We start from the raw sequence: 24,144 nt of genomic DNA, 5'->3' as shown, positions 1-24,144 counted from the left end.
TCCGGGGCGCTCTCGTCGGGGCGTGTGCAGGGCGCCGGGTGCGTGGCATCCCGGGCTCGGCATCCGGGGACTGAGCCGGTCGTCGTGTGGCACCGCTCCCGCCCGCGGCGATAGGGTCGAAGACGGCAACGGCGCCGTCCCCTCCACCCGAATCACAGCACTTGAGGACTCTGCCCATGAAGATCGGCATCCTGACCAGCGGCGGCGACTGCCCCGGGCTGAACGCGGTCATCCGTGGCGTCGTGCTGAAGGGCACGACCAACTACGACATCGAGTTCGTCGGCATCCGTGACGGGTGGCGCGGCGTCGTCGACGGCGACTTCTTCCCCCTCACCCGCCACGAGGTGAAGGGTCTGTCCAAGGTCGGCGGCACGATCCTCGGCACCAGCCGCACCAACCCGTACGAGGGCGCACGCGGCGGTGCGGAGAACATCTCCAAGACCATGTACGGGCACCGGCTCGACGGCATCCTGGCCATCGGTGGCGAGGGGACCCTCGCCGCGGCGGACCGCCTGTCGAAAGACGGCATCAACGTCCTCGGCGTGCCCAAGACGATCGACAACGACCTGCGCGCCACCGATTACTCGTTCGGTTTCGACACCGCCGTGAACATCGCGACGGATGCCATGGACCGCCTGCGCACCACGGGCGACTCCCACCAGCGCTGCATGGTGGCCGAGGTCATGGGTCGTCACGTCGGCTGGATCGCACTGCACGCCGGTATCGCCGCCGGCGCCCACGTCATCTGCATCCCCGAGGTGCCAATGTCGATCGACGAGATCGTGGAGCAGGTGACCCGCGCCCACGATCGCGGCCGCGCGCCGCTCGTGGTCGTCTCGGAGGGCTTCAAGCTCACGGGCATGGACGAAGCGTTCAGCGACAAGGGCCTCGACGCCTTCAACCGTCCCCGCCTCGGCGGCATCGGTGAGCTGCTCGCCCCCGAGATCGAGCGTCTGACCGGTATCGAGACGCGCGCCACGGTCCTCGGCCACATCCAGCGCGGCGGTTCGCCCTCGGCCTTCGACCGCGTGCTGGCCACCCGCCTCGGCCTGCACGCCGCCGACGCCCTGTACGAGGGAGCCTGGGGCCAGATGGTCGCGATGCGCGGCACCGACATCGTGCGCGTCCCCTTCGCCGACGCGCTCGGCGAGCTGAACAGCGTCCCCTTGTACCGCTACGAGGAGGCCGCCGCGCTGTTCGGCTGAGCCGGTCCGCGGCGATCGAGAACAGGCGATCGTTCGAAAACAGGCTGCAGCCCGGGGGTCGCGTCCTGTCTCCGAACGATCGCCTGTTCCGAGTGCATGCCGGGTGTCTCAGCGGGCGGACGGGTCCAGGTGGAGACCCTGTGCCATGGCCGTGAGCACGCGATCGACGACCGTCTCGGGCTCGAGCATGATCTGTGCGTAGTCGAAGCGGAGCACCGTGTATCCGCGCAGCACGAGCCGCGCGTCCTGGGCGAGATCGCGTCGACGGTCGGCGGGAGCGCTGTGGAAAGCGAACCCGTCGAGCTGGACCACGAGCCACCTGCCGATCACACCATCCACGGGATGGCCGTCGATCCACACCTGCTGGCGCAGGGACACTCCGGCGGAAGCCATGAGCGCGACGAAGTGGCTCTCGAGGCCGGAATCCGACAGGGTGCCGGCGACACGAGCGAGCGTTGTCGCGCGGGGGGAGCGCCAGATCACGCGGGCGAGCACCTCGGCGTCGACCGCACCGCGTCGCAGCGCCGACTCCCAGACGGCCAGGGCATCCGCGGGGGAGAGACATGATGCCACGTGGAACAGCACGTTGAGGATGTGCTCCTGGGGCTCGATGCTGGCGAGGGAGACGGGGCCGGTCGCGCGGTGCAGCCGCACGCCAGTGGAATCCACTCGAGACGCCGTCGACGGCACCCAGATATGGGGGTCACCGATCGCCGGCACCCACAGATCGCGTTCCGCCGCGGCGCTGACGCACGTGAGGCGACCGCCACGCGCGGCCGCCTCACGGCGCGGCGGCGTGCAGTCCGGGTGGATCAGCCACGAGCGGCGGACCCGGTGGATTCTCCCGCTCTGCACGGCAGCGACCATCGCGTGCGGGGTGAAGCCGGCGGCTCGTGCGGCGCGCGTGTGCGCGGCACCGCCTCGACGTCGCACGAACTCGACCAGGGCATCGCTCATCCCCCGAGGATGACCGGTGGCCGGCGGACGCGGGGCGACCGCGCGGCAATCGGTGGACAGTCGGGACCATCGCCCCTCTGGGGAGGAACGACGTCCGCACACGCGAGAGCAGGGCATCGTTCCAGAACAGGACGCAGGCAGCCGCCGGGCCCCTGTTCTCGAACGATCGCCAGTCCTGGCTCAGTCGCCTGAAGCCTCCGCCAGGCCCAGCACGTCGAGCAGCCAGGCCAGCTCGAACGCGCGCTCGCGCCAGGCGTTGTAGCGGCCGCTGACGCCGCCGTGACCGGCGACCATCTCGCACTTCAGCAGCGCGTCTGCGCCGATCTCGCGCAGGCGCGCGACCCACTTGGCCGGCTCGACGTAGAGCACGCGTGTGTCGTTGAGCGAGGTCACCGCGAGGATGCGGGGGTACTCGACGCCCGCGCGCACGTTCTCGTACGGCGAGTACGACTTCATGTAGGCGTACACGTCGGCGTCGTGCAGCGGGTCGCCCCACTCGTCCCACTCGATGACCGTGAGGGGCAGCGACGGGTCGAGGATGGTCGTGAGCGCGTCGACGAACGGCACGTCGGCGAGGATTCCGGCGAACAGTTCGGGTGCGAGGTTCGCGACGGCGCCCATGAGCAGCCCGCCGGCGCTGCCGCCCTCCGCGACGATCCGGTCGGGCGTCGTGTAGCCCTCGGCCACGAGGTGGCGGCCGGCGGCGACGAAATCGGTGAAGGTGTTCCGTTTGGCCAGCAGCTTGCCGTCCTCGTACCACTGGCGCCCCATCTCCCCGCCGCCGCGCACGTGCGCGACAGCGAAGACGACGCCCCGGTCGAGGAGCGACAGGCGCGGGACCGAGAAACCGGGCTCGATCGAGTGCTCGTAGGAACCGTAGCCGTAGAGGTGGACCGGACGCGGGGACGTGCCGGGCTCGCCGAACGACCGCTTCCACACCAACGACACCGGCACCTGGGTGCCATCCTCCGCCGGAGCCCAGACGCGTGCCTGGCCGTAGTCCGCCGGGTCGAAATCGCCGAGCACGGGCTGGCGCTTGCGCAGAAGCAACTCGCCGGTCTCGATGACGTAGTCGTACACCGTGCCCGGAGTCACGAACGAGCCGTATCCGAGACGGAGCACTGGGGGAGCCCACTCGGGGTTGCCGCCCGTGCCGACGCTGTACAGCGGCTCGTCGAAGGTGACCTCCTCGACCGCGCCGTCGCCGTACGACAGCATGCCGAGGCGGGCGAGTCCTTCGCGCCGATAGGCCACGACGCCCCAGTCGCGGAAGGTGTCGACCCCGAGCAGACGCTCTCCCGCGCGGTGCGGCACGACGATCTCGCGCGGTCCTTGCGGAGCGGATGCCGAGACCCGCACGAGCTCGAAGTCGAGAGCGCCGTCGTTGTGGAGGATGTAGAGAACGTCCTCGCCGTCGACCACGGCGTGCGAGACGGAGTACTCGACACCTTCGCGGCGCGGCCACACCACGCGCGGCTCGGCGCGAAGGTCGTCGGCGTCGACGAGGAACTCCTCCGACGTGATCGACGAGCCGACCCCGATCGTGAGATAGCGGTCGCTGCGCGTGAAGTCGGCGCCGACCCAGTACCGGTCGTCGGGCTCGTGGAACAACGTCACGTCGGCTTCGACGGGGGTGCCGATCTCGTGCAACCACACGGTGTCGGGGCGCCACGCGTCGTCGACGGTCGTGTAGACGATGAAGCGTCCGTCGGGCGAGAACGTCGCGCCGGAGAAGGTGCCGGGGATCTCGTCGGGCAGGGTCTCCCCGGTGACGAGGTCGCGCACGCGCACGGTGTAGCGCTCGTCGCCCGCGGTGTCGATGCCGTAGAGCATGCGCGTCGCATCGTTCGAGATCTCGAAGCTGCCGAGCGAGAAGAAGTCGGTGCCCTCGGCTTCGACGTTGCCGTCGAACAGCACCTGCTCACCGGGCACGGGCTCGTCGGGGGAGAGGACCGGAGGGGTCCAGTCGTCGGGCGAGCCGAGCGGAGCGCGGCACTGGATGCCGTACTGCGCGCCCGCGACGGTGCGGCCGTAATACCACCAGTCTCCGCGGCGCGTCGGCACCGAGAGGTCGGTCTCGCGCGTGCGGCCCTTGATCTCGTCGAAGATGCGGTCGCGGACGGCGGAGAGGTGTGCGGTGCGCTCCTCGGTGTACGCGTTCTCGGCTTCGAGGTGCGCGATCACGTCGGCGTCGTCCTTCGCGCGCAACCACTCGTAGGGGTCGTCGAATGTGTCACCATGATGCGAGCGGGAGACGGGTCGACGGGCAGCGACGGGCGGAACGGGTGAGGCGTCGATATCGGTCACCCTCCCACGGTAGTCCGCCTCGCCGCGTGCGAGACCGACGCGGGAACACGGGGCCGTGCCGGATCGGTTTGACCACCGTGGCCGCCGATGACATGATTTCCACGCGACCTCGGTGAACGGGTGTCGAACTCCAGGTGAACTCTTCGTTCGTCGCGCCGATTCCGTCGGCATCCCTTCTTCCTTCTCACGGAAAGCGAACGGTGGAGAGCGCAGCCCTCGTCATCGTGCTGGTCATCGGCCTGGCACTGTTCTTCGATTTCACCAACGGATTCCACGACACCGCGAACGCGATGGCGACTCCCATCGCGACCGGCGCCCTGAAGCCCAAGGTGGCCGTTCTGCTCGCGGCCTGTCTGAACCTGGTCGGCGCGTTCCTGTCGACGGAGGTCGCCAAGACCATTTCGGGGGGCATGATCCGCGAGGATCAGCTGTCGCCCGAGATCTTCCCGCCCATCATCTTCGCCGGTCTCATCGGCGCGATCACCTGGAACATGCTCACCTGGCTCCTGGGCCTGCCGTCGAGCTCGTCGCACGCCCTGTTCGGCGGCCTGATCGGCGCGACCCTCGTGGGTGTCGGGGTGTCGGCGATCGACACCGGCGTCGTGCTGAGCAAGGTCATCCTGCCCGCGCTCATCGCGCCGCTGACGGCCGGGATCATCGCGTTCACCGTGACCAAGATCGCCTACGGCGTCACCCGTCGCTACGACACGAAGGCCGACGGCCGGGACGGGTTCCGGTGGGGCCAGATCTTCACGTCGTCGCTCGTCGCACTCGCGCACGGGACGAACGACGCGCAGAAGACGATGGGCGTCATCACCCTCGCCCTCATCACTGTCGGCTGGCAGTCGGCATCCGACCCCGATCCGCACATCTGGGTGGTGTTCGCGTGCGCGATCACGATCGCCCTCGGCACCTACATGGGCGGCTGGCGCATCATCCGCACCCTCGGTAAGGGCCTCACCGACGTCAAGCCCGCGCAGGGGTTCTCGGCCGAGACGTCGACGGCGGCGACGATCCTGGCCTCCAGCGCTCTCGGCTTCGCGCTCTCCACCACGCAGGTCGCCTCGGGCTCCGTCATCGGGTCGGGCCTGGGACGTCGTGGCTCCACGGTGCGCTGGAACACCGTCGGGCGCATCATGATCGGCTGGGTGCTGACCCTTCCCGCGGCCGGTGCCGTCGGGGCGGCCGCCGCCCTCATCGTCGTCTGGCTGGGCGGCTGGGGTGTCGCGGTCGACGCGGTCATCGCTCTCGCGATCATCCTCGGTCTGTTCCTGCGCTCGCGACGTGACTCCGTCACCTCGGCCAACGCGATGAGCGAGGTCGCCGACTCCGGCGCCGCGGTGAAGGTGCCCCGCAAGCCCGGACCCACCCGCCGCCAGCGTCGCCTGGAGAGCACCGGGAAGGACGACAAGTGACGATCAACTGGGAAGCCTTCCTGCACGTCTTCATCGCCGCGATCATCGGCGCCTCGACCGTCGTGACGTTCTACGCCCTGGGCCTGCGACTCCTGGTGCGCGGGGGGCGTCCGCCGTTGGTCGCGCCGGCGGAGTTCACGGATGCCATCACCGTGCTCACCGACAAGCAGCGACGCCGCGCCGAGAAGGCTGCCGCGAAGGCAGCCGCCCGCAACCCGCTGAGCGACGGCCAGAAGCGCCTCGCGCTCGTGGGCGCCTACGCGTGCTTCGCCGTGTGCGCCGCCGCCGTGATCGGCGCGCTCCTGCTCATCCTCTTCAATCACTGACGTCTCACGGCGGGTGTCGGAGCCCTCTTCTAGGCTGAGCCCATGGCATCGGTGCAGTTCGGTCAGCACGCTCCCGCGCGGCGCGTGATCCTTCATCTCAGCGACACCCACGTGCTGGCGGGTGATCGTCTGCTCGGCGAGCGGTACGACACCGCCGCGAACCTGCGACGGACCCTGGATGCCGCCGAGGCGACCGGCGTCCGGCCCGATGCGGTCGTCTTCACCGGCGATCTCACCGACCTCGGCGAACCCGAGGCCTATCGCGCCTTGCGTGCCGCGGTCGAGCCGTGGGCTGCGCGGCTGGGCGCTCCGGTGATCTGGGTCGCCGGCAACCACGACGAACGCCCGGCCCTGCGCGCCGGACTGCTCGACGAGAGCCCCTCGCTCGAACCGGTGACCGGCGTCTGGGACCTCGACGGACTGCGCGTCATCGCGGTGGACTCGACCGTCCCCGGCTGGCACCACGGCGACCTCGACGCCGCGCAGTTGCGCTGGCTGCGAGAGGAGCTCGCGACCCCTGCCCCGCTGGGCACGATCCTCGCGCTGCACCATCCGCCGCTTCCCACGCACATCCCGTTCTTCGACATCCTCGAGCTGCGCGATCAGCCGGGGCTGGCCGCCGCGATCGCGGGGAGCGACGTGCGCGCGATCCTGGCGGGCCACCTGCACTACTCGACGTCGGGCACGTTCGCCGGGGTCCCGGTCAGTGTGGCTGCGGCCTCCTGCTACACGATGGACCTCGCGCGTCCCGCAGACGAGGTCAACGGAATGGATGCCGGGCAGTCGTTCCACCTCGTGCACGTCTGGGACGACACGATCACCCACGCGGTCGTCCCGGTCGTCGACGCCGACACCTCCGGGTACTTCACCCCCGCGTGGGTCGAACAGATGGCCGCGCTCACACCCGAAGAGCGCCTCGAGGCCTTCTCGCGCAAGCGGTGACGGCCTCGGCCGCTGACGACACGCAAGCGACACGGCGGACGGTCCGAGCCTCGCGACAGGCCGCCGCGTCGAGGGGCACCGGTGGCCCCGGTGGTTAGGCTCGTGGCATCCCCTTTCACGTGACCCCACAAGGACGACACATGACTCTGGACGCAACGACGCGTACCCGCACCGAGACCGACTCTCTGGGATCCCTCGAGATCCCCGCCGACGCGTACTGGGGCATCCACACCGCCCGCGCGCTGGAGAACTTCCCGATCGCCAAGCGGCCGATCTCGGTCTACCCCGATCTCGTGCGGGCCCTGGCGATGGTGAAGCAGGCATCGGCCCGTGCGAACCGGGAGATCGGCGTCCTCGACCCCGCCAAGGCCGACCTCATCGACCGCGCCGCGCAGCGGGTCATCGACGGGGAGTTCCACGACGAGTTCGCCGTCGGCGTCATCCAGGGCGGGGCCGGCACCTCGACGAACATGAACGCGAACGAGGTCATCACCAACATCGCGCTCGAGATGGCGGGTCGTGAGAAGGGCGACTACGCCTTCCTGTCGCCCATCGACGACACCAACCGCAGCCAGTCGACGAACGACGTGTACCCCACGGCGATCAAGGTCGGTCTGGCTCTGACGTTGAAGAGCCTCCTCGAGGAGCTCGCGCTGTTGCGCCAGTCGTTCCTGGCGAAGGCCGACGAGTTCCACGACGTCCTGAAGGTCGGGCGCACCCAGCTGCAGGATGCCGTGCCGATGACGCTCGGGCAGGAGTTCCACGGGTTCGCCACGACCCTCGGCGAGGACTACAGCCGTCTCACCGAGAACGCCTACCTGCTCTACGAGATCAACATGGGAGCCACCGCGATCGGCACGGGCATCACGGCCCACGCCGGGTACGGCAAGGCCGTCCTCCGGCACCTCCGCGAGATCACAGGGCTCGATCTCGAGACGGCGACCGACCTCGTGGAGTCCACCAGCGACACCGGCGCGTTCATGTCGTTCTCGTCGTCGTTGAAGCGCAACGCGATCAAGCTGTCGAAGATCTGCAACGATCTGCGCCTTCTCTCCAGCGGTCCCCAGGCGGGGCTCGGCGAGATCAACCTCCCCGCGCGCCAAGCGGGATCGAGCATCATGCCCGGCAAGGTGAACCCCGTCATCCCGGAAGTCGTGAACCAGGTCGCGTTCTCGGTCGTCGGTGCCGACATGACGGTGACGATGGCTGTCGAGGCCGGCCAGCTGCAGCTCAACGCGTTCGAGCCCGTCATCGCCCACTCGATCTATCAGTCCATCACGTGGATGCGGCAGGCGATGTGGACCCTGCGCGTGAACTGCGTCGACGGCATCACCGCGAACCGCGAGCGGCTCGGCGCGATGGTGGGCTCGTCGGTCGGCGTCGTGACGGCCCTGACGCCGTTCATCGGCTACGCCGCGGCCGCGGCCCTCGCCAAGACGGCGCTGCTCACCCACCGCAACGTCGCCGATCTCGTCGTGGAGGCGGGGCTCATGTCGCGCGACGAGGTCACGAAGCAGATCTCGCCTGCACGCCTGTCGGGCCTGCATCCCATCACCCAGGCGATTCCCGTCCAGCGCGCCGCGGACAGCGTCGTCGAGGAGTGACCGACGCGGCGCCGGGGCCTGAGGGCCTCGGCGCCGTGCGCCTCATGGGGACGATCAGTCCAGGATCCGGCAGTGCGTCGTCAGCTCGCCGATGCCGTCGATGCCGACCGTGACGGTCGATCGATCGCGGAGGAAGATCTGCGGATCGCGCGAGTACCCGGCGCCCCCGGGGCTGCCGGTCGAGATGAGCGTGCCGGGCAGCAGGGTCGCCGACTCCGACAGCTTGTGGATGAGCGTGGCCACCGACCGCACCATCTGGCCCGTGCTGGCATCCTGCACCGTGTGGCCGTCGACGATGGTCCAGATGTGCAGGTCCTGCGGGTCGGGGATCTCATCGGCCGTCACCACGAACGGACCCGTCGGTGTGAAGCCGTCGAACGACTTGCACCGCGACCACTGCGCCTCCGAGAACTGGATGTTGCGCGCCGTGATGTCGTTGACGACGGTGTAGCCCCAGACGTGATCGAGGGCGTCCGCTTCGGGCACATCGCGTCCGGGGCGCCCGATGATGACGCCGAGCTCGGCCTCGTAGTCGACGGCCTCGCTGAGCGCGCGCGGCCACGACGTCGTCGCCTCGTGCGCGGTGAGCGAGTTCGGCCACAGCACGAAGACCGTCGGGCCGGCGTCCGTCTTCAGTCCCAGCTCGCCCGAGTGGGCGGCGTAGTTGAGCCCCACGGCGAGGATCGACGGGGGAGTGAGCAGCGCCGACGCGAACCGGACCCCGGCCAAGGGATGCCGTGCGGCCCCGGCCGCGGCCTCGCGGACGCGGTCCAACAGCTCGTCGCCGCCCTCGATGAGGCGTTCGAGGGTACGGGGCGCCCCGGGGAAGAACTCGTCGACGAAGGAGAACTCCTCACCGTGGACGCTGACCAGACGGGGGGACTCCGCTCCTTCCGGGGAACGGACGTGGGCGAAACGCATGCCTCCACGCTACCGGGCGGCTCGCGCTGACCGCCGCCACAACCCTCGAATCGTGCGACCCGACGGCCCTTAGGCTGTGCGCATGAGCTACCCGTCGCCGCTCTCGCAGCCCGCCCCGGGGCAACCGGCCCGAATCTCGACGACTCCTCCGGTCGCGGTCTCCGCCACCCCGCCGCGGGTGCGCGGCGGAGGTGTCGCCCTCTGGATCGTCGCCGCGCTGTTGGTGCCCGTCCTGGCGCTGCTGGTGCTCTACTTCACGCGGTTCCTCGGGCCCGCCGCCTCCTTCATCGGCCTCGTCCTGGCTGTCGTGCCCTTCGTGGTCGTGTGGTTCGTGGTGCGGTACATCGACCGGTGGGAGCCCGAGCCGCGGCGCCTGCTCGTCTTCGCCGCGGCGTGGGGCGCGGTGGCGGCGGTGGCGATCGCCCTCGGCGTCGACCTGGTCGTCTCCCTCGTCACGGGCGGGTTGCCCGATGCGCTGAGCGCTGTCGTGCAGGCGCCGATCGTCGAGGAGATCGCCAAGGGCCTCGGCATCCTGCTCCTCTACGCGTTCGCCCGGCGGTTCTTCGATGGGCCGGTCGACGGGATCGTCTACGGCGCGCTCATCGGCGCGGGCTTCGCGCTGACCGAGAACGTGCAGTACTTCGCGATCAGTTACCTCGAGGGCGGGCCGGGAGAGGTGGCGACGACGTTCTTCCTCCGCGCGGTGCTCTCCCCGTTCGCGCACGTGATGTTCACGAGCCTCACCGGTTTCGCGTTCGGCCTCGCGGCGCGACGATCGCTGCGCACCCGCGCCGCCTTGGGGTACGCCATCCCGGGTCTGATCGCCGCGATCGTGCTGCACGCGTTGTGGAACGGCTCCGCCACGTTCTTCAACTTCTTCGAGGTCTACGCCACCCTGCAGGTGCCCCTGTTCATGGCGTTCATCGTCGGCATCCTGCTGCTGCGTCGCGAGGAGTCACGGCTCACGCGCGCCCGCCTCGGCGAGTACGCCGCGGCCGGGTGGTTCACCCCGCAGGAGGTCGACATGCTGGCCACCGCGCCCGGACGGCGATCGGCGCTCGCCTGGGCACGCACGCTGCCGGGCAACCGTGGGGAGGTGATGAGGGGGTTCATCGTGGATGCCACGGCGCTCGCCGCCGCGCGCCAGCGGGCTCTCTCGGGTCGCGACCCGCACGCGGTCGCGACGGAGCGTCAGCTGCTGGAGCGCACGACGGCGGCGCGGGCCGCGTTGCTCGCGCCGTGACGGCTCGGGGCAGGGCCTTCGGTGGGCTCGGACGTCGGTGTCGATCCACACCTCGACGGAGGTCTTGACACCGCCGCGGGGCGGGGGGAACATCGATGTAGGCCAACTCAGCGCCCGGTAGACACGCAGGCATCGCCGCGGCACCGGGCGCTGAGTCTTTCTCCGGTCCGTGTCCAGGGGCAATTCCCGACGGCCCCGTCGTGCTTGGATGGACGTATGACTGATCGCACCAAGCCGGAGTTCGACGCTCCCAGCGGCCCCGCACCTTCCGACCTCGTCATCCGCGACATCATCGTCGGCGATGGCGACGAGGCCAAGCCCGGCGACACCGTCACCGTGCACTACGCCGGTGTCGAGTACGAATCCGGCGAGGAGTTCGACTCGTCGTGGGGCCGTGGCGAGAGCATCCAGTTCCCCCTCCGTGGCCTCATCCAGGGCTGGCAGGACGGCATCCCGGGCATGAAGGTCGGCGGTCGCCGCGAGCTCGTCATCCCGCCGCACCTGGCCTACGGTCCGGCCGGCGGCCACTTCCTCGGGGGCAAGACGCTCATCTTCATCATCGACCTGCTCAAGGTCGGCTGAGAAGAAACCTGATGTTCACGAACCCGAGGGAGCTGAGGCACCCTCGGGTTCGTCTTTTTCCACGATCGTGGAATACATTCGTGTGAATGGGAGTTTGACTCCCGCAGGACGCCGAATCGGCTCCCCAGACCTCTAGGAGTGACATGACCGACGCAACGACCCTCGACATCCCCGGCTACAAGGCGGGCACCTGGGTGCTCGACCCCTCGCACAGCGAGGTGACCTTCACCGTCCGTCACATGATGATCTCCAAGGTGCGCGGTACCTTCGGCATGAAGAGCGCGACCCTCGTCGCCCCCGAGAACCCGCTCGAGGCCACCGTCGAGGCATCCGTCGACGTCACCTCCGTCGACACCAAGGACGAGGGCCGCGACCAGCACCTCCGCTCGGCCGAGTTCTTCGACGTCGAGACCTACCCGACCATGGACTTCCGCTCGACCGGCGTCCGCGTCGAAGACGGTGACTTCCTCGTCGACGGCGAGCTCACCATCCGCGGCGTCAGCAAGCCCGCCACCTTCTCGATCGATTTCGGCGGCTTCGGCACCGACCCGTGGGGCAACTACAAGGGCGGCGCGACGGCCAAGACGGTCATCAACCGCGAAGACTTCGGCCTCACGTGGAACGCGGCGCTCGAGACCGGCGGCGTCCTCGTCGGCAAGGACGTCACCATCGAGCTCGACCTGCAGTTCGCCCTCCAGGCGTGAGCTTTCCGCAGCTGTCGCTGCGGTGATCTCACGAAGGCCCCGGATGCCACGGCATCCGGGGCCTTCTTTCGTGCTCCTCGCGGGTCCGGGACACGTCGGAATACGGGGGCGGCGTCGTCGCCGAGGGCCGAGGTCAGACGCGGGTGCGGTGCGGCAGACGCAGGCGTTGCTGGACGAGGAGGATCCCGAGGAACACCACGGCCGCGCCGACGGGCTCGTTCCACGAGATCTTCTCCCCGAGGACCAGGATGCCGAGGGCCACCCCCACGACGGGAGTGATGTACGTGACCGTCGACGCGCGGGTGGGGCCCCAGGCGCGCAGCGTGTTCTGGTTCCAGACGTAGGCGATGCCCGTGCCGAGCACACCGAGTGCGAGGATGCTCGCGACGACCGGGAGCGTGAGCTGCATGGGCTCGGCGAGGATCACGGGCGACAGCAGCACCATGAACGCCGCAGCCGGGCCGATGTAGCCGAACGCGAAGGCGATGCCCGAGAGACCGCTGTCGCCGAGGAACCTGCGCATGTACGCGAGGCTGAAGCCGTAGCAGGCCGTCGCACCGAGAAGCGCCACCTGCGCGACGGTGCTGTCGCCCACGTCGGACACGGCGCCGGGGGCGATGATCACGACGACGCCCGCGATGCCGATGACGATCCCGATGAGCTGGCCGACCTTGAGGCTCTCGACGCGGAACACCGCCCACGCCATGACCGCCGTCATGATCGGCGTGGTCGCGTTGAAGATGCTGGCCAGGCCTGACGACACGTGCTGCTCGGCCCACGCGAAGAGCAGGAACGGCACGACGCAGAAGGTCGCGGCGAGCACGCTCAGATGTCCCCAGACGCGCAGGCTGCGGGGGAGCCGCTCGCGGCGGATCGCGACGATGGCCGCGAGGGCGAGCGCACCGAACAGCAGACGCCCACCCGCCACCTGCGCCGGGGTCATGCCGGTCAGCGCGATCGCGATGAACAGGAAGCTCGAGCCCCACACGATGCCCGTGAGCACGAACTGCACGGCGATGGATGCGGAGGAGGGGGAAGGAGCGGATGCCACGATGCCGACGATAGGCCCGGGGTGCGACATCGCGCGCGCCAGGCGACTGCCACGGCGGAAATCCGCCGAGGGATGGCGGTCAGGACCTGCTGGTGGCGGGCCGATCGCGGCCGGCCGCCAACGGCGGCGGCTCGTAGGCGCGAACCGGCGGGAGCGGGCCGTCGTAGCGCGCGATCGAGACGGCCACGCGCGCGCCGCTGGAGGCCTGGGTCAGCGTCGACGTTCCGACGTCCTTCGTGAGCACGTTGACGTTGCCGTTCACGCAGTCGGCGATGTGCGGTGCGCTGGGATCGAACCACGATCCCGTGTGCATCTGGGCGACACCCGGGAGCAGGGCATCGGTGACGACCACCCCGGCGAGCAGGCTGCCCTGCGCGCTGCGGACGATCGCGACGTCACCGTCGCGCACCCCTCGAGCGGCGGCATCCACCGGGTTCAGGCGCACCGGTTCGCGGCCGGCGACTTTCGTGGACTGGCTGGGCGCCGCCATGTCGAGCTGGCTGTGCAGACGGTGGGAGGGCTGGTTGCAGAGGAGCTGCAGGTCGTAGGGGGAGTCCGGCTCCTCCGCGGGATCGATCCACAGGGCGTGTCCCGCCGTGTCGGGCAGGGCGAAGCCGTCGAGGGTCGCCGAGAACAGCTCGATCAGACCGCTGGGTGTGTCGAGCGGGTGCGTCACCGGGTCGGTGCGGAACGCGGAGAAGGCGCCGTCCCGGTACGGGCGCCGGGGGAGCGGCGTGCCGCCGTCGCGCCAGAACTCCGCGAACGGCGGGGTATCGGGGTGCCGCGTGCGCCACTGCTCGTAGATGCGCTCGAGCCACCCGCGGGAGTCGAGTCCCTCGGCGTAGTCCGCACCGAGACGGCTCGCGAGTCGGTCGTAGATCCAGAACTCTTCACGGGCTTCGCCCTCGGGCTCCACGACGCGAGGCATCGCGCGCAACCGCGTGTCCCCGGCTCCGGCGGCGAGGTCTTCGCGCTCGAGCGGTGTCGCCGCCGGCAGGACGATGTCGGCGTGTCGCGCGGTCGGCGTCCAGTGGAACTCGTGCACGACGAGCGTGTCGATCCGCGCGAGCCCGCGGCGCAGACGACGGAGGTCTTGGTGATGGTGAAACGGGTTGCCGCCCGCCCAGTAGACGAGCCGGATGTCGGGCAGGGGGAGCGTTCGACCGTCGTAGGGGATCTCCTCGTCCGGTCGCAGGAGCAGGTCGCCGATGCGCGCGCACGGGATGAAGTCGTCCACCGGGTTCCGGCCCTGGGGGAAGGTGGGGAGCGGCACCTGCTCCACGCCGATGCCGTGGTCGCCCATCGAGCCGTAACCGTGCGAGAACCCGCCGCCGGGAAGTCCGATCTGCCCGAGGAAGGCGGCGAAGGTCAAGGCCGCGAAAACGGCCTGCTCGCCGTGTTCGGCGCGCTGCAGGGAGTAGGTCACGTTGACCAGCGTGCGTCCGGCAGCCGCTCTCCGCGCGAGGTCGCGGATCGTCGTCGCGGGCAGTCCGACGATCTCGGCCGCCCACTCCGCCGTCTTGGGCACACCGTCGGATTCTCCCCGCAGGTAGGCGCGCACGCGATCGGCCCCGACGGTGCACGAGGACAGGAACTCGTCGTCGGCGAGTCCCTCGTCGACGAGAGTGTGCGTGAGGGCGAGCAGGAGCGCCGTGTCGGTGCCCGGCGGGATCCCGATCCATTCAGCGCCGAGGTCGGTGGCGATGTCGTCGCGCTGCGCGGAGACCGTCACGATGCGGGTGCTCCGGGCAGCCTCGCGGGAGAGCCCGCCGACCAGCTGACGGTTGTGGCCGCCGGGGACCACCGAGGTGTTCGACAGGCGGATCCCGCCGAAGCACAGCAGGAGGTCGGTGTGCTCGGCGATCTGGGGCCACGACGGCGGGCGCTTGCGCAGGTGCTCCATGCCGTTCGCGCCGATGAGGTGGGGAAGCAGGACGAGGCTCGCCCCGCGGCTGTAGTCGTTGACGGAGGAGGTGTAGCCGCCGATCACGTTCAGGAACCGGTGGAGCTGACCCTGCGCATGGTGCAGTCGGCCGGCGCTCCCCCATCCGTAGGAGCCGCCGAAGATCGCGCGGTTGCCGTGCGCCGTGCGAACCCGCTCCAGCTCGGCGGCCAGCAGGTCGAGCGCTTCGTCCCACTCGACCTCCACGTACTCGTCGTCGGTCGCGCCTCGCTGATCGTCAGGGCCGGGGCCGCGTTCGAGCCATCGCCGCCGTACCGCCGGACGGGTGACCCGGAGAGGGTGATGCTGCGCCTCCGCCACGCCGGCGATCGCCGGCGACGCATCCTGGTCGTCGTCGTAGGGGTGCGTCCGGAGCACCGTGCGACCGTCGTCCGACACGTCGACCTGGAACGTCCCCCAGTGCGCACTGCTCTCCCGTGTCCGCGTCATCCCCCCATGCTTTCCCGGCCGCCGCCCGTAGCGCTGTCGCCGCGCAACGCGACGTCACAATCGCCGGGGGCCGGGCGCCGTCAGGGGAGAGGATTCAGCGCGTCGTACTGGCGGAAGCGGGGCGAGAACCGGACGAGAGTTCCCACGAGCGCGAGGATCAGGATGCCGCCGAACAGCGGCGGCACCCAGAGCGCGGTCAGCGTGGCGAGCGCGCCCGCATACAGGGCGCCCACGCGGGGACCGCCGGCCACCACGACGACGAAGATGCCCTGCAGGCGCCCGCGCATGGCATCCGGAACCGCCGCCTGCATCATCGTCGACCGGTAGATCGCGCTGACGTTGTCGGCTGCGCCCGACACGGCGAGCACCACCGCCGCGAGGACGATGAGCGCGACCGCGGCGTGCGTCTCGTCGACCACCTCGGGGCGGAGCCACCCGAGCGTCGCCGCCAGCAGGACGAGGCCGAACAGGCCGATCGAGAGGCCGTAGACCTGGATCGCGCGCTCGATGCCGAGGCCCTGACGGCGCACCCGCCCGATCGGACCCGAGAAGAGGCTGGAGAAGAACGCGCCCGCCGCGACGGCCGCGGTGAGCACACCGGTCGTGATCGCGCCGCCGCCCAGCAGCACCGCGCCGATCGCGGGGAAGAGGGTGACGGGCTGCCCGAATGTCATCGCGGTGATGTCGAGGATGTACTGCAGGCGGATGTTGGGGGCTCGCCGGAGGAAGCGGGCGCCGTCGCGCAGCGACTCCAGCCCCGGGCGCACCACCTCGCCCTCGGGTCGCAGTCGCGGGAGCGACCAGAGGCCGAGGAACAGCGACGTCATGAGCAGGACGTCGAGAGAGTACGTCCAGGCGTATCCGGCGACGGCGACGAGGACTCCGGCCAGCGCAGGTCCGGCCATGACCATGATCCCCACGGTGACACCCTGCAACGCGGCGGCTGCCGGGAGCAGTTCTCGGGGGATGAGGCGAGGAGTGATCGCCGACTTCGTCGCCATGACGATCGAGTTCGCCGCGGAGTTCACGACGCTGAGCACGAAGAGCCACCCGACGGTCTCGAGGCCCGTCCAGGCGAGGAGGGCGAGGAGGGCCGTGGAGGCGAAGGTCACGAGCGCGGCGACGAGCGCGACCGTCCGCCGGTCGAAGGCGTCGGCCAGCATTCCGCCATAGAGGCCGGCGAGGACCATCGGCAGGAGCCCGGCGACCGCGATCATCGAGACCGCGAACGTGCTCTGCGTGAGCTCGAACACGTGCAGCATGACAGCCACCACCGTGAGCTGGCCGCCGAGGCCGGCCAGGGTCGACCCGATCCACAGCCGCGCGAAAGCGGGGGAGGTGGTGAGCGGCCGCAGATCGATGAACGCGCTCTGCCGGGTGCTCACGCCTCGACCTCGACGCGCTTGATCCGGGCCGTGTGCCCGCGCAGGATCTCGACATCGCGCGGTGCGACGCCGAAGTGCGCGGCGAGGGCTTTCTCGACCCCGGAATTGGCGCCACCGTCGATCGCGCGTTCGCGCACATGAACGACGAGACCGTCGGCGGTGTCTTCGACGAGGGGACCGCGCCGGCTCCTGGGCTTGACGCGGACCGTGAACTGCACGGATCGAGGCTACGCCAGGCGTCCGACACCGGCGCGCTCGCCGTGGCGGCGGGGGAGGGTCGGCGCGGAGCGGTGCGGTCACGGCATCCGGATGCTGGTAGACTCATGCGGTTGCCGTTCGATCGGCCGCGGATAAAGAGAGCTCGCACATCAGGTGCCGGGCGCCGCGCAATGAGAAGGAAGGGGATCCCATCTATGGCACTCGAAGCAGACGTCAAGAAGGCGATCATCGAAGAGTACGCGACGCACCCCGGTGACACCGGATCCCCCGAGGTGCAGGTCGCGATGATGACGCAGCGCATCAAGGACCTCACCGAGCACCTCAAGATCCACAAGCACGACCACCACTCGCGCCGTGGACTCTTCCTGCTCGTCGGTCAGCGCCGTCGCCTGCTGGGTTACCTGCAGGACGTCGACATCAACCGTTACCGCTCGCTCATCGAGCGTCTCGGTCTGCGTCGCTAATCGCACCAGCGTTCTATCGCGCAAAACATTCTTGGAAGGCCGCCCCACGGTGTGGGGCGGCCTTCGTCATTCCCGGATGCCGTGGGCTCGCGGCGACTGTTCCGCGCGGCCCGGTCGCCAGCGGGGTCCGCACGCATGAACGCCCTCTGAGCGCAGAAACGCGCTGTGCTCGCGTTTATGCGCGTAGAGGGCGTTTATGCGCGATCAGGGGCGGCGGCTCCGGCCTCGCGGGGCGACCGGCGTCGCGGGCTCAGGACGACGCGCGCGCGGCCAGCAGGTCGGCGTGCCAGCGCTCCGCGACATCGGGGTGCGCGCGCAGGCGCGACTTGAGGGCGTTCTCGCCGTAGGTCGCGTGGATCGGGTTCGTCGGGTCGTGGGTCACGCCCGGGACCTCGGATGCCAGCTCCTCGGGCAGCTCGATGATCGGCAGGCGTGCATCGAGGGCGGGGTTGAAGAAGAACGGCACCGAGATGCGCTCGTCGGGGAATCTCGGCGAGATCACGCGGTGGTTGGTCGCGGTGAGGTAGCCCTGGGTGGCGTACTCGAGCAGCTCGCCGATGTTGACGACGAAGGCGCCGGGCACCGGGGGCGCATCGACCCATTCACCGTCGCGCTCGACCTGCAGGCCGCCCTTGCCGGGCTCGACCCACAGCAGTGTGAGGACCCCGGAGTCCTTGTGCGCGCCGACGCCTTGCTGGGGGGTCGGGTCGTCCTTGCCGGGGTAGCGAACGATCTTGATGAGGGTCTGCGGGTCGCCGAAGTGGCGGTCGAAGTACTGTTCCTCGGCGCCGAGGGCGAGAGCCCAGGCGCGCAGCAGCTTGCGGGCCACGCCGGTCAGGTGGTCGTGCCACTCGGTGACGACGTCCTTCAGCTCGGGCTGCGCGGCCGGCCAGAGGTTCGGGCCGATGAGCCGGTTGTATCCCGGGCCGTCGGTGATCGCCTCGCGCTCGGGTCCGATGTCGATCTGCTCGCGCCAGTCGACCCGGCCCTGTGTGCGCTCGCCGCCGACGCGGGTGTACCCGCGGAAGTGCGGGCTCGTGACGTTCTCGATGGCGAGCTTGTCGGCCTCGGGAAGGGCGAAGAAGTCCTTCGCCGCCCGCAGGAGCTTCGCCTCGAGCTCGGGGCTGACGCCCGTTCCGGTCAGGTAGAAGAAGCCGACGTCGTGGGTCGCGGCGCGCAGCTCGTCGCGGAAGCGGGCGGCGGCATCCGGTCCCTGGTCGAGGAGCGAGAGGTCGAGCACGGGGAGGTTCAGGTCGGACATGCGACGAGGCTAGGTCGAACTTCCCGGCGGCGGGCGAATGTTGCCGATGGTTACCGTCGGCACGGATCATCTCCGCGTCAGGAGATCTCGGGATGCCGGGCACCGACACCGCATGCACCGTGCGACGTCTCACCGGCTAAACCCCGCCGATCGGCGGGGTGCGAACCGGCCGCACCGTTGCGTATCGTGGGCAGGTCAGGTGAGGCTGTCCTTACCTTCCCGCAGTGCCGCGGCGCCCACCCCGAAACCCGAAAGTCGGAAACCCGCCCGTGCTCGCCAGCTTCTTCGCCACCTTCCTCATCGGCCTCCGCGAAGGCCTCGAGGCGGCGCTCGTCGTCGGCATCCTCGTCGCCTACCTCACGCGCCTCGGGCGGCGAGACGCGCTCCCGCGTCTATGGGTCGGCGTGGGACTCGCGGTCGCGTTGGCTCTCACCGTGGGCGCGGTCTTCACCTTCGGCGCCTACATGCTCACCTTCGAGGCGCAGGAGCTCCTCGGCGGCGGGCTCTCGCTGCTCGCGGTGGCGATGGTCACCTGGATGATCTTCTGGATGCAGAAGGCCGGGCGCACGATGAAAGCGGGCCTGGAGGGCGGCGTCGACAAAGCTCTGCGCGGGGGAGTGTGGGCCCTCGTGGCGATCGGTTTCGTCTCGGTGGCCCGCGAGGGCGTCGAGACGACGCTGCTGCTGTGGTCGATGGTGCAGTCGTTCGGCGACACGCCCTTCGCCCTGCTCGGCGCGCTCCTGGGACTCGTCGCCGCCGTCGTGCTCGGCTGGCTCATCGCCCGCGGCATGCTCCGTCTCGACCTCGGCCGCTTCTTCACCTGGACCGGGGGCTTTCTCGTCGTGGTCGCGGCCGGTGTCCTCGCGTACGCGCTGCACGACCTGCAAGAGGCCGGCGCCCTCCCCGGCCCCTTCGGAGCGGGCGCTCCGATCGACCCCGCGACGGGGCTCGTCGCGATCGGCTGGGCCGGTCTCCCGTTCGGCTGGGCGTTCGACGTCTCGGGCGTCATCGCTCCCGGTGGCCCGCTCGCCGCTCTCTTGCAGGCCACGGTCGGCTTCATGCCCGCGATGACCTGGCTGCAGGTGATCGCGTGGGTCGTGTACGTCGCTGTCGTCGTGCCCCTCTTCGTCCGCGGCGTGCGAGCGAATCGCCGTCCGACGGCTGCCGCGCCCCCGCAGAGCAGCCCCACCGCTGACACCCCCGGGGCCGCCGCGGCCCCGCGAACCCCCGACGCCGCTCGCGTGCCCGACGCCGCGGCATCCGCCCCTCATCCGAACGGAGCATCATGACCCCGACTCGCCTCCTCGCGGCCACGGCCGTGGCCGGCGCGGCCGCCCTCATCCTCTCCGGCTGCGTCGCCAAGACCGACGCCGCCGCCTCCGGAGCCCTCACGGTCACCTCGACCGACGACGGCTGCGCGGTCTCCGCCGCCTCAGCGCCCAGCGGCACCGTCGCGTTCGACGTGAGCAACAAGAGCGACCAGGTCACCGAGTTCTATCTGCTGGCATCCGATGGTCTGCGGATCGTCGGTGAGGTCGAGAACATCGCCCCCGGCGCGTCGCGCAACCTCACCGTCGTGGCGCAGCCGGGCGACTACTTCACCCTCTGCAAGCCCGGCATGGTCGGCGACGGCGTGGGGAAGGCGAGCTTCTCGGTCACCGGCGACGCCGTCGCGGTCGAGGGGCCGGATGCCGAGCAGAAGCAGCAGGCGGTCGACCTCTACGCCGCGTTCGTGAAGGACCAGGTCGGTCAGCTGCTCCCCGCGGTGCAGACCTTCGCCGCCGCGTACGAGTCGGGCGACGACGCCGCGGCGCGCGAGCAGTTCCCCCGCGTCCGCGCGTACTACGAGCGCATCGAGCCGATCGCCGAGGCCCTCGGAGACCTCGACCCGCGCATCGACTACCGCGAGGTCGACGCCGTGGCCGAGGGCCTGGACTGGACCGGTTTCCACCGCATCGAGAAGGACCTCTGGGTTCCCGCGCAGGACGCGCTGAACGCCGACGGCGAGACCCCGGCGTGGAAGGACTGGGCCCCCTCGACCCCCGCCGAGCGCGCCACGTACGGTGACAAGCTGATCGCCGACACGCAGGAGCTGTACGACTACGTGCACGGCGACCAGTTCATCCAGGCGCTGGACGCCCAGGGCGTCGCGGGCATCTCCAACGGCGCGATCGCCCTGCTCGACGAGGTCGCCACCGGCAAGATCAGCGGCGAGGAGGACTGGTGGTCGGGGACCGACCTCAATGACTTCGCCGCCAACGTCGAGGGGTCGAAGATGGCGTTCTCGCTCGTGCGCGACTTCGCCGAGTCGAAGGGCGACAAGGGTGCCGAGCTCGTCACGCGTATCGACTCTGGCTACGCCGACCTCGAGGCGGCCCTCGCGACCTACGGCTCGCTCGATGCAGGTTTCGCTCCCTACAGCCAGATCACCGAGGCCGACAAGCGTCAGCTGACCGACCTCATCAACGCCCTGGCCGAACCGCTGTCGCAGCTGACGGTCACCGTCCTGGAGTGAGCGTGACGGACGAGCAGCAGACTCCCGGTGCCGCCGGACCCTCGGGTCCGGCGGTCGCCGCGTCTCCCTCCGCGACGGAGCCGACCGCGGGCGTGTCCCGACGCGGTCTCCTCGGCCTCGCGATCGGCGCGAGTGCCACGAGCCTCGTCGTCGGTGCGGGTGCCGGGATCGTCGGGGGAGCCGCCTACGGGCAGGAGCAGGCCCGACGGGTGATGGATGCCGTGGCCCCGGCGTCCGGCATCCATCAGCCGGGGATCACCACGCCGGTGCAGGAGCACCTGCACTTCGCGGCGTACGACATGATGGCGCGGACGACGCGGGACGACCTCGCGGAGTTGCTGTCGGACTGGACGTACGCCGCGACCCGCATGATGCAGGGTCTCGACGTCAGCGCCACGGGTGCCGTCGGCGGCTCTCCCGAGGCTCCGCCGGACGACACCGGCGAGGCCGTCGGGCTGCCGGCGAGCAATCTCACGATCACGTTCGGCTTCGGTCCCTCGCTCTTCGACGCGCGCTTCGGGCTCGAGGGGCAGCGGCCCTCGGGGCTGGAGCGCCTGCCGGCGTTCCTCAACGACGATCTCGACCCGCTGCGCTCGGACGGCGACCTGTGCATCCAGGCATGCGCCGACGACCCGCAGGTCGCGGTGCACGCGATCCGCAATCTCAGCCGCATCGCCTTCGGCCGCGCCACGATCCGGTGGTCGCAGCTCGGCTTCGGCCGGACGTCGAAGACCACCGCCGCTCAGACCACGCCGCGTAACCTCTTCGGCTTCAAGGACGGGACGGCGAACATCCTCGCCGATGACACGGCCGCGCTCGAGGAGAACGTGTGGGTCTCGGCATCCGAGGGTCCGGCGTGGCTCGCGGGTGGGTCGTACCTCGTCGCGCGCCGCATCGCGATGCTCATCGAGACGTGGGATCGCACGCGCCTCGCGGAGCAGGACCGTGTGGTCGGGCGCGACAAGGGCGCGGGCGCTCCGTTGTCGGGCGGAGACGAGTTCACCGCCCCCGATTTCGCCGCGACGGATGCCACCGGCACGCCCCGTATCGATCGGCGGAGCCACGTGAGCCTGGCGCACCCCGACAACAACGCGGGTATCCGGATCCTGCGCCGCGGGTACAACTTCGTCGACGGCACGACCGATCTCGGCCGACTGAACGCGGGGCTGTTCTTCCTGTCGTTCCAGAAGAGCCCCGACCGCTTCATCACACTTCAGAAGGCGCTGTCCACGGATGCCATGGGCGAATACATCCGTCACGTCGGCTCGGGGCTGTGGGCCGTGCCGCCCGCGCCGGCCGCGGGCACCTCGGTGGGGGCGGGTCTGCTCGGCGCGTCGTAGGGCGACGGGGGGTCCGACTCGTCGACGGGCCCAGGATCCTGGGGCACGGGGCGGCTGAGCCTGCCGAAGCCGCAGGCATCGGCGCGAGCCGCGGCTACCCGGACGCGCGACCTGCGCCGAGCTCCCGGTCGCGGAAGAGCCACGGCATCCGGGGCTCCACGAGCGGACGTGTGACGCGCCGTATCGGCCGGCTCGACAGGGCGAGGGCGATCAGGACGCTCGCGACGGCCACCGCCGGAATCCACAACCACATCGGCTCGAGGCCCCGCAGAACGCCCGACTGCCGGAACGGGTAGAGCACGAACGTGTGCAGCAGGTAGACGTACATGGTGTTCCGGCCGAGGTGCGTCCACGTCGTCTCGCGGCGAGGGATCAGCAGCAGGAACGCCGTCATCAGCACGAGCGCCAGGGCGATGATCGCCAGACGCACCCCGCCTGCCCACCACTGCGGGGCGTCGAGATCGGTGTACGCGTCGACGAAGAAGAACCACGTGCCGAGCCGGACGTCGCGCCAGACGTCGACGAACGCGTACGCGAGCACGCCCGCTCCGACCAGAATCGCCGCGGCGATCGCCCGGAGCCACACGGGCCGCGACGCCAGCAATCCGGCGCGGGTGACGACATCGTGCTCCCGCAGCCACCAGCCCAGGGTGAAGAACGGCAGGAGCCCGAGAAAGCGCGACATCGAGAACGTCGAATCGATGCTCGGCAGGTAGCCGGCCGCCACCGAGATCGCCACAGCCCACGCCACCGGTGCATGCAGGAGTGCCAGGTACGGCAGCACGAGCCGGAACAGCGCGAGAGCGAGGAGGAACCACAGCGTCCACGACGGCTGGGCCGGGTCGAGATCGGTCCGCCCCGTGACGAGGAACTGCGTGATCGTCCACAGCGTCTCGAAGATCAGGTACGGCGCGATCAGATCGGTGAACAGGCGCGCCATGCGACGGCGGGTCGGCTCCGCCGCCGACGAGAAGGAGCCGGCGATCAGGGCGAACAGGGGCATGTGGAACGCGTACACGAGCAGGTACAGCGCCTCGGCGGCATCCGAGTCGTAGGTCAATCGTTGGATCGCGTGACCGAACACGACCAGAACGATCGCGGCGAACCGGGCGTTGTCCCAGAACGGCACGCGGGTCTTCGGGGGCGGGGAGGTGGTGGCATCCGTCATCGTCAGCGAGGCTAGACGGACCGCGAGCGGGGGTCCACGGGGGTGGATCGCGGATGCCGATGAGGTACGGCGGAATAAACATCGGCGTCGCGCGTTCCACCATGTATATTCAGATGCATACAAACTAAGGGGCACTGATTCAG

Annotated in this window: 21 protein-coding genes; 12 read left to right on the top strand and 9 right to left on the bottom strand. The window is 70.0% G+C overall.

Annotated features, from left to right (window positions below; genetic code table 11):
• Positions 1-176 precede the first annotated feature (176 nt).
• Positions 177-1,205 (top strand): 6-phosphofructokinase, encoded by a 1,029-nt coding sequence (locus PIR02_19975; GenBank protein WZH36999.1) that lies wholly within the window; start codon positions 177-179, stop codon positions 1,203-1,205.
• 108 nt (positions 1,206-1,313) lie between these two features.
• On the opposite strand, the gene PIR02_19970 is transcribed toward PIR02_19975, so the two are convergent.
• Positions 1,314-2,162 carry a DUF559 domain-containing protein gene (locus tag PIR02_19970; GenBank protein ID WZH36998.1) on the bottom strand — a complete coding sequence of 283 codons (849 nt, stop codon included), beginning with the start codon at positions 2,160-2,162 and terminating at the stop codon, positions 1,314-1,316.
• Positions 2,163-2,342: 180 nt separating this feature from the next.
• The gene (locus tag PIR02_19965) at positions 2,343-4,469 is read right to left on the bottom strand and encodes a S9 family peptidase (protein WZH36997.1); all 2,127 of its coding nucleotides are present in this window, start codon (positions 4,467-4,469) and stop codon (positions 2,343-2,345) included.
• Positions 4,470-4,669: 200 nt separating this feature from the next.
• Here PIR02_19965 and PIR02_19960 point away from each other — a divergent pair, with 200 nt between their 5' ends.
• The 4 genes from PIR02_19960 (at position 4,670) to PIR02_19945 (ending at position 8,756) form a co-directional block, all read left to right on the top strand.
• Entirely contained in the window at positions 4,670-5,884 is a 1,215-nt protein-coding gene (locus PIR02_19960; GenBank protein WZH36996.1) for an inorganic phosphate transporter, read from the top strand.
• The gene (locus PIR02_19955; protein ID WZH36995.1) at positions 5,881-6,210 is read left to right on the top strand and encodes a peptidase; all 330 of its coding nucleotides are present in this window, start codon (positions 5,881-5,883) and stop codon (positions 6,208-6,210) included. Before PIR02_19960 ends, PIR02_19955 begins: the two co-directional genes overlap by 4 nt.
• 42 nt (positions 6,211-6,252) lie before the next feature.
• Positions 6,253-7,152 (top strand): phosphodiesterase, encoded by a 900-nt coding sequence (locus PIR02_19950; protein ID WZH36994.1) that lies wholly within the window; start codon positions 6,253-6,255, stop codon positions 7,150-7,152.
• 140 nt (positions 7,153-7,292) lie between these two features.
• The gene (locus tag PIR02_19945) at positions 7,293-8,756 is read left to right on the top strand and encodes an aspartate ammonia-lyase (protein WZH36993.1); all 1,464 of its coding nucleotides are present in this window, start codon (positions 7,293-7,295) and stop codon (positions 8,754-8,756) included.
• Positions 8,757-8,810: 54 nt separating this feature from the next.
• Here PIR02_19945 and PIR02_19940 read toward each other — a convergent pair whose 3' ends face one another.
• Positions 8,811-9,677 carry a fumarylacetoacetate hydrolase family protein gene (locus tag PIR02_19940; GenBank protein ID WZH36992.1) on the bottom strand — a complete coding sequence of 289 codons (867 nt, stop codon included), beginning with the start codon at positions 9,675-9,677 and terminating at the stop codon, positions 8,811-8,813.
• A gap of 82 nt (positions 9,678-9,759) precedes the next feature.
• On the opposite strand from PIR02_19940, the gene PIR02_19935 reads away from it, so the two are divergent.
• The 3 genes from PIR02_19935 to PIR02_19925 all read left to right on the top strand — a co-directional run bounded on the left by PIR02_19935 (position 9,760) and on the right by PIR02_19925 (position 12,206).
• Complete coding sequence (locus PIR02_19935) at positions 9,760-10,920, top strand: PrsW family intramembrane metalloprotease (protein ID WZH36991.1); 1,161 nt, start codon at positions 9,760-9,762, stop codon at positions 10,918-10,920.
• Positions 10,921-11,136: 216 nt separating this feature from the next.
• Positions 11,137-11,502 carry an FKBP-type peptidyl-prolyl cis-trans isomerase gene (locus PIR02_19930; GenBank protein ID WZH36990.1) on the top strand — a complete coding sequence of 122 codons (366 nt, stop codon included), beginning with the start codon at positions 11,137-11,139 and terminating at the stop codon, positions 11,500-11,502.
• A gap of 143 nt (positions 11,503-11,645) precedes the next feature.
• Positions 11,646-12,206, top strand: a complete 561-nt coding sequence (locus PIR02_19925) for a YceI family protein (protein WZH36989.1) — start codon at positions 11,646-11,648, stop codon at positions 12,204-12,206.
• A 133-nt stretch (positions 12,207-12,339) separates the two neighbouring features.
• Here the strand turns inward: PIR02_19925 and PIR02_19920 are convergent, their stop codons facing one another.
• From PIR02_19920 to PIR02_19905, 4 genes are all read right to left on the bottom strand, one after another.
• Positions 12,340-13,257 carry a DMT family transporter gene (locus PIR02_19920; protein WZH36988.1) on the bottom strand — a complete coding sequence of 306 codons (918 nt, stop codon included), beginning with the start codon at positions 13,255-13,257 and terminating at the stop codon, positions 12,340-12,342.
• 79 nt (positions 13,258-13,336) lie between these two features.
• On the bottom strand, positions 13,337-15,649 hold the full coding sequence (locus PIR02_19915; protein ID WZH36987.1) for a molybdopterin-dependent oxidoreductase: 2,313 nt from the start codon (positions 15,647-15,649) through the stop codon (positions 13,337-13,339).
• A gap of 80 nt (positions 15,650-15,729) precedes the next feature.
• Positions 15,730-17,034 carry an MFS transporter gene (locus PIR02_19910; GenBank protein WZH36986.1) on the bottom strand — a complete coding sequence of 435 codons (1,305 nt, stop codon included), beginning with the start codon at positions 17,032-17,034 and terminating at the stop codon, positions 15,730-15,732.
• Positions 17,031-17,252, bottom strand: coding sequence for a DUF167 domain-containing protein (locus PIR02_19905; GenBank protein WZH36985.1), 222 nt, complete (start codon positions 17,250-17,252; stop codon positions 17,031-17,033). Before PIR02_19905 ends, PIR02_19910 begins: the two co-directional genes overlap by 4 nt.
• A gap of 195 nt (positions 17,253-17,447) precedes the next feature.
• On the opposite strand from PIR02_19905, the gene rpsO reads away from it, so the two are divergent.
• The gene (gene rpsO / locus PIR02_19900; GenBank protein WZH36984.1) at positions 17,448-17,717 is read left to right on the top strand and encodes a 30S ribosomal protein S15; all 270 of its coding nucleotides are present in this window, start codon (positions 17,448-17,450) and stop codon (positions 17,715-17,717) included.
• 250 nt (positions 17,718-17,967) lie between these two features.
• Here the strand turns inward: rpsO and PIR02_19895 are convergent, their stop codons facing one another.
• Positions 17,968-18,978, bottom strand: a complete 1,011-nt coding sequence (locus PIR02_19895) for a 2-oxoglutarate and iron-dependent oxygenase domain-containing protein (protein ID WZH36983.1) — start codon at positions 18,976-18,978, stop codon at positions 17,968-17,970.
• Positions 18,979-19,247: 269 nt separating this feature from the next.
• On the opposite strand from PIR02_19895, the gene PIR02_19890 reads away from it, so the two are divergent.
• The 3 genes from PIR02_19890 to efeB are packed head-to-tail and all read left to right on the top strand — an operon-like array spanning position 19,248 to position 22,833.
• Positions 19,248-20,267 carry an FTR1 family protein gene (locus tag PIR02_19890; protein WZH36982.1) on the top strand — a complete coding sequence of 340 codons (1,020 nt, stop codon included), beginning with the start codon at positions 19,248-19,250 and terminating at the stop codon, positions 20,265-20,267.
• Positions 20,264-21,493 (top strand): peptidase M75 family protein, encoded by a 1,230-nt coding sequence (locus PIR02_19885; GenBank protein WZH36981.1) that lies wholly within the window; start codon positions 20,264-20,266, stop codon positions 21,491-21,493. Before PIR02_19890 ends, PIR02_19885 begins: the two co-directional genes overlap by 4 nt.
• 2 nt (positions 21,494-21,495) lie before the next feature.
• Complete coding sequence (gene efeB / locus PIR02_19880) at positions 21,496-22,833, top strand: iron uptake transporter deferrochelatase/peroxidase subunit (protein WZH39052.1); 1,338 nt, start codon at positions 21,496-21,498, stop codon at positions 22,831-22,833.
• Between the two features lie 94 nt (positions 22,834-22,927).
• Here efeB and PIR02_19875 read toward each other — a convergent pair whose 3' ends face one another.
• Positions 22,928-24,001: an acyltransferase family protein gene (locus tag PIR02_19875; protein ID WZH36980.1), complete on the bottom strand. Its 1,074-nt coding sequence runs from the start codon at positions 23,999-24,001 to the stop codon at positions 22,928-22,930.
• Positions 24,002-24,144: the final 143 nt, after the last annotated feature.

It is taken from the genome of Microbacterium enclense (assembly GCA_038182865.1).
Classification (GTDB): Bacteria; Actinomycetota; Actinomycetes; order Actinomycetales; family Microbacteriaceae; genus Microbacterium; species Microbacterium enclense_B.
The sequence above is the reverse complement of the archived record's forward strand: the minus strand, read 5'-3'. Positions and strand labels throughout refer to the sequence as shown.